A 3650-nucleotide genomic window follows, 5' to 3' on the forward strand; every position below is an offset into this window, starting at 1 on the left:
GTGAATCGCTTTCACAGAGTGCGTGGGAGACTTACGCCAAGTTAGTCAGGTTAAATTTTCAAATATACAAATCAGTTAAATAAAAATCATGACTTAAGTCATGGTTTATTTTTTTAACTTATGACCTAGTTCATTATTACAAAATCAGCTGTGATTATATAATGTATATGAGGAGTGATTAATATGTCAATATTGGAATTAAAAAATATAACTAAACGATATGATGATAAGCTGATAGTAGATAATGTGAGTATTTCAATAAATGAAGGAGAGACTTTTGGACTTCTTGGCCCTAATGGCGCAGGAAAATCAACGATTATTTCTATGATATGCGGCCTTGTAAAGCCAGATAAAGGTAATATCCTGATAGATGGCTATTCCATTACAAAGGATTCAATTTTAGCTAAGAAAAATATTGGTATGGTACCTCAAGATATAGCCCTTTATGAAAATCTGAGCGCAATTGACAATTTAAAGTTTTGGGGTACTTTATATGGCCTAAGTGGTAATCTATTAAAATCCAGGATTGATGAAGCACTTGAGATTACTGAATTAAAGGACAGAGCAAAAAATAAGATAAAAAGTTATTCAGGTGGAATGAAAAGAAGAATTAATATTGCAGCTGCCTTCATGCATCATCCCAAATTGCTTATAATGGATGAACCAACTGTAGGTATCGATCCTCAATCTCGAAATCATATTTTAGAATTCACGAAAAATCTTAATGAAAACTATGGAACAACAGTAATATATACAAGTCATTATATGGAGGAAGTAGAGATGCTTTGTAATAGACTGGTGATATTAGATGAAGGTAAAATTATTGCCAGTGGATCTCAAGATGAAATTAAAAGAATGATTTCCAATGAAGAGAATATTGAAATAAGCTTAACTAAATATACTAATGAAATTGAACTAAAATTAAAAGAACTTAAAACTGTTAATGGAATTAATTATAAAGATGGACTGCTTACAGTAGTTATGAATACATCTGAAAAAAACAGTCTCCAAGATATTATTGATATATTAATCCATAACAACGCAAAAATACAAAACATAAATATAGAAGTTCCCAATTTAGAAAATGTGTTCTTAAACTTAACTGGCAAGAATTTAAGAGATTAGGGAGGACAAGTATGAAAACAATTAGTATTTTTATAAATTCATTAAAATTATTTTTAGTAAATATTAAAATATATGTTTTTGTGTTTCTAATTGCTCCTTTTATATTCTCATTTATGTATGGAACTATTTATAAAAACATATTGAACCCAAATAGAACTATTGATAAATTTACAGTGGCATATATAGATATGGACAACAGTGAAGAATCTAAACCATTAGAGCAGATTTTTAATGAAGATAAACTCAATAGAATTGTCTCTTTGAAAAAGCTGCCAAGTTCAAAAGATATAAATAATGATTTATTACAGGGGACCTATACTTCTGCTGTAATTGTTCCAAAAAACTTCTCTCAAAGTATTAAAGATAATAAACAGGCTTCAATTGAAGTTCTGCAATCACCCTCTGCCGGCGTAAATGGTGAAATCATATATGACATAGTAAAAGCCTACTGCTCCTATGTTAATATGAATAGAAGTGTTTATAGTGTTATACTGGAAAACTCAAAGGACGAAAATCTAACTAAAAAAATATTTAACAGTATGCTTCCCATAATACAGTCGGATTTAAATAAAACTTATTTAACCTATACATCTCTTCCAAAAGCCAAACTTCTTGACTCTAAACAGCAATTTGCTTCCAGTATGCTGGTAATGTTTAGTCTGTTTATTGTATTAAATCAGGCAATCAGTATATTAAAGGAAAGAGAAGAGGGTACTTTAATTCGTATATACTCAACAGCTACAAGTAAACTGTCTTTTTATTTTGGAAGATTAATGGCTACCTTTTCTATATCAATAATACAAATACTGTGTTTTCTAGCAGTTTCATCATTGTTGATAGGAGTAAATTTTGGGGATTATTTAAGGCTTATTCCGGTGATAATAATTCACGGTATCATTATAGCAGCAATTACCTCTGTATTAATAAGTTTATTTAAAAATACCACTTTAATATCTGTAGTATTCGGTTTTATAGTTTCAATAATGTCCATACTTTCAGGAAGCTTTTTCCCAGCAGATTACTATCCTGGATTTATGAGAAGTATATCCCATTTTACAATTAATTATTGGATAAATAATCTATATACAAGTAATATGCTTGGAGATAATTTCTCTTCTATGCTCTATATAATTATTGCAATGTCAATTATATCTACTTTAGCTATTCTACTTGGTGCTGTAAAACTAAAACGTGAATATTAGGGGGAAAACAGGTATGCAAATTTTAAGATTAACTATACTCCACTTAAAGAGAATGATAGCTAACAAGGCCGTACTTTTCTTTACACTTTTGATGCCAATGGTTGTTATTTGTCTAGTTACATTTTTTAGCGGTGGACATGGAAATAATAGTAATGAGAAAACACTTTACATTGATTTTGTGAATAAAGATAAGGGGACAATGGGACAGGATTTAATAAAAGAGTTTAAGGCTTCAGAAAGTTTTAATGTATATGTGGTAAATGAATCTGATGCAGAATATAGAGTTCAACATAATGTTGTTGCTGAAGCTATAATAATACCTGAAAATTTTTCTAAGTCTTTAGAAAATGGCTCTGGACCAAATATAAAAATTTTAAAGCTAAATAACGGTAATATAAATATAACTACTGATAGTAAAATAAATTACTTTGTAAATGAGAAGTTGATTTCAAAAGAAATTTCATCAAATTTAAAAGAACAAATTCCAATGTCAAAAGATATTACAACTGAGTTGGCTAAAGAGGTTTCTTCCAATAAAATAATGGCTTCTTCAAAAATAGTAACAAAGGGCAAGTCAAATTTAATTGGAAGCCAAATTTCTATTAATTTATGTATTAGTTTTATGATGTTTACTGTAATATTTATAGTTAATGAAATAATAGCAAGAAAAGATGATAAGACTTTAAGAAGAAGCTTTACCACACCTAATAGCAAATTAGTATTAATGGCTTCCTTTGTGTTGGCCTTTTTAATAATTGGCTGGCTTGAAGTAATACTTATGGTGGGAAGTACTTCTTTGTTATTTAAGATGAATTGGGGAAATTCTATTTTTGCGCTATTTGTATTCTTTACTTCTCTTATACTTGTAGTACTTGGACTAGGAATATTATTGTGCAGAATTGTGAATACAGCCAGTAACGCTCCAATAGTTTGTCAAATGGTAGTCCAAATAAGCTGTATAGTTGGCGGTTCATATATGCCATTAGACTATTTTCCAGCTACTCTTAAGCATATAGCTTACTTTATGCCGCAAAGCTGGGCGGTAACAGCTCTCACAGACTTAGTACTAAAAAATAAAGGATTGATTTCAATTCTTCCTGATATAGGTGTATTACTATTGTTCGCAATAGCATTTTTAACAGCAGGGGTTTCTACTATAAAGGAAATAACAGAGTGATTGATTAGTACTTTAACACTATAATTTTGAAAAAATAGATTCAATTTTAAAAATGAAGGATTATATTTTTTTCATAAAGTAATATTCCTTTTCCTTTATAATATTTTTGTAGATGTAGTTTATAGAGCTACATCTATTTTTATATA

The 3650-nt window shown here is 29.3% G+C and carries 3 protein-coding genes; all 3 read left to right on the plus strand.

Annotated elements, in window-relative coordinates:
• Window positions 1–183: 183 nt before the first annotated feature.
• Genes ABF633_RS20520 through ABF633_RS20530 form a run of 3 tightly spaced genes read left to right on the plus strand, consistent with a single transcriptional unit; the run spans window position 184 to window position 3504 of the window.
• Window positions 184–1125: an ABC transporter ATP-binding protein gene (locus ABF633_RS20520; protein WP_415526558.1), complete on the plus strand. Its 942-nt coding sequence runs from the start codon at window positions 184–186 to the stop codon at window positions 1123–1125.
• Window positions 1126–1136: 11 nt separating this feature from the next.
• On the plus strand, window positions 1137–2327 hold the full coding sequence (locus tag ABF633_RS20525) for an ABC transporter permease (protein ID WP_415526560.1): 1191 nt from the start codon (window positions 1137–1139) through the stop codon (window positions 2325–2327).
• Window positions 2328–2340: 13 nt separating this feature from the next.
• The gene (locus tag ABF633_RS20530) at window positions 2341–3504 is read left to right on the plus strand and encodes an ABC transporter permease (RefSeq protein WP_415526562.1); all 1164 of its coding nucleotides are present in this window, start codon (window positions 2341–2343) and stop codon (window positions 3502–3504) included.
• The last annotated feature ends 146 nt before the right edge of the window (window positions 3505–3650 follow it).

Source organism: Clostridium sp., from assembly GCF_047718555.1.
Taxonomy (GTDB): Bacteria; Bacillota; Clostridia; order Clostridiales; family Clostridiaceae; genus Clostridium_I.

Coding starts and splice junctions, on each gene's coding strand:
- ABF633_RS20520 (WP_415526558.1), top strand. CDS start 184: ATGTCAATATTGGAATTAAAAAATATAACTAAACGATATGATGATAAG.
- ABF633_RS20525 (WP_415526560.1), top strand. CDS start 1,137: ATGAAAACAATTAGTATTTTTATAAATTCATTAAAATTATTTTTAGTA.
- ABF633_RS20530 (WP_415526562.1), top strand. CDS start 2,341: ATGCAAATTTTAAGATTAACTATACTCCACTTAAAGAGAATGATAGCT.